This is a genomic window from Dellaglioa sp. CoH-57-MRSF-21, assembly GCF_056781915.1.
Window position 1 is genome coordinate 1 of the sequence record NZ_JBXAXU010000222.1, and the last position, 251, is coordinate 251.

At 59.0% G+C, this 251-nt stretch carries 1 protein-coding gene; it reads right to left on the reverse strand.

What is annotated here, in order from left to right; translation table 11 throughout:
- Nucleotides 1-29 precede the first annotated feature (29 nt).
- Nucleotides 30-251, reverse strand: a 222-nt coding sequence (locus AC1RPQ_RS08585) for a hypothetical protein (protein ID WP_481762363.1), incomplete at its 5' end; no start/stop codon positions are given.

Sequence of the window (251 nt, forward strand, 5' to 3'; positions counted from 1 at the left end):
CCCGTCAGATTCGCGTCTGACGGGGTTTTTCATTTGCGGCGCGGAGCCGCGCTCAACGTCGGACGTTCAATGCTCAGCGTGATTCTACTCGGATCGGCTGGTGCCGGCCACTCGATGACGAGTGTGGGATACCCCAGCCTGTCGCGATCCTGACGTGTAGAAAATCCACGTTTTTCGTAGATTTCACGCATCTCGTCGAGGTAGGCTGTGGTGGGCTCCGCATGGGGCTCTGCACACTCATCGACCAGCGT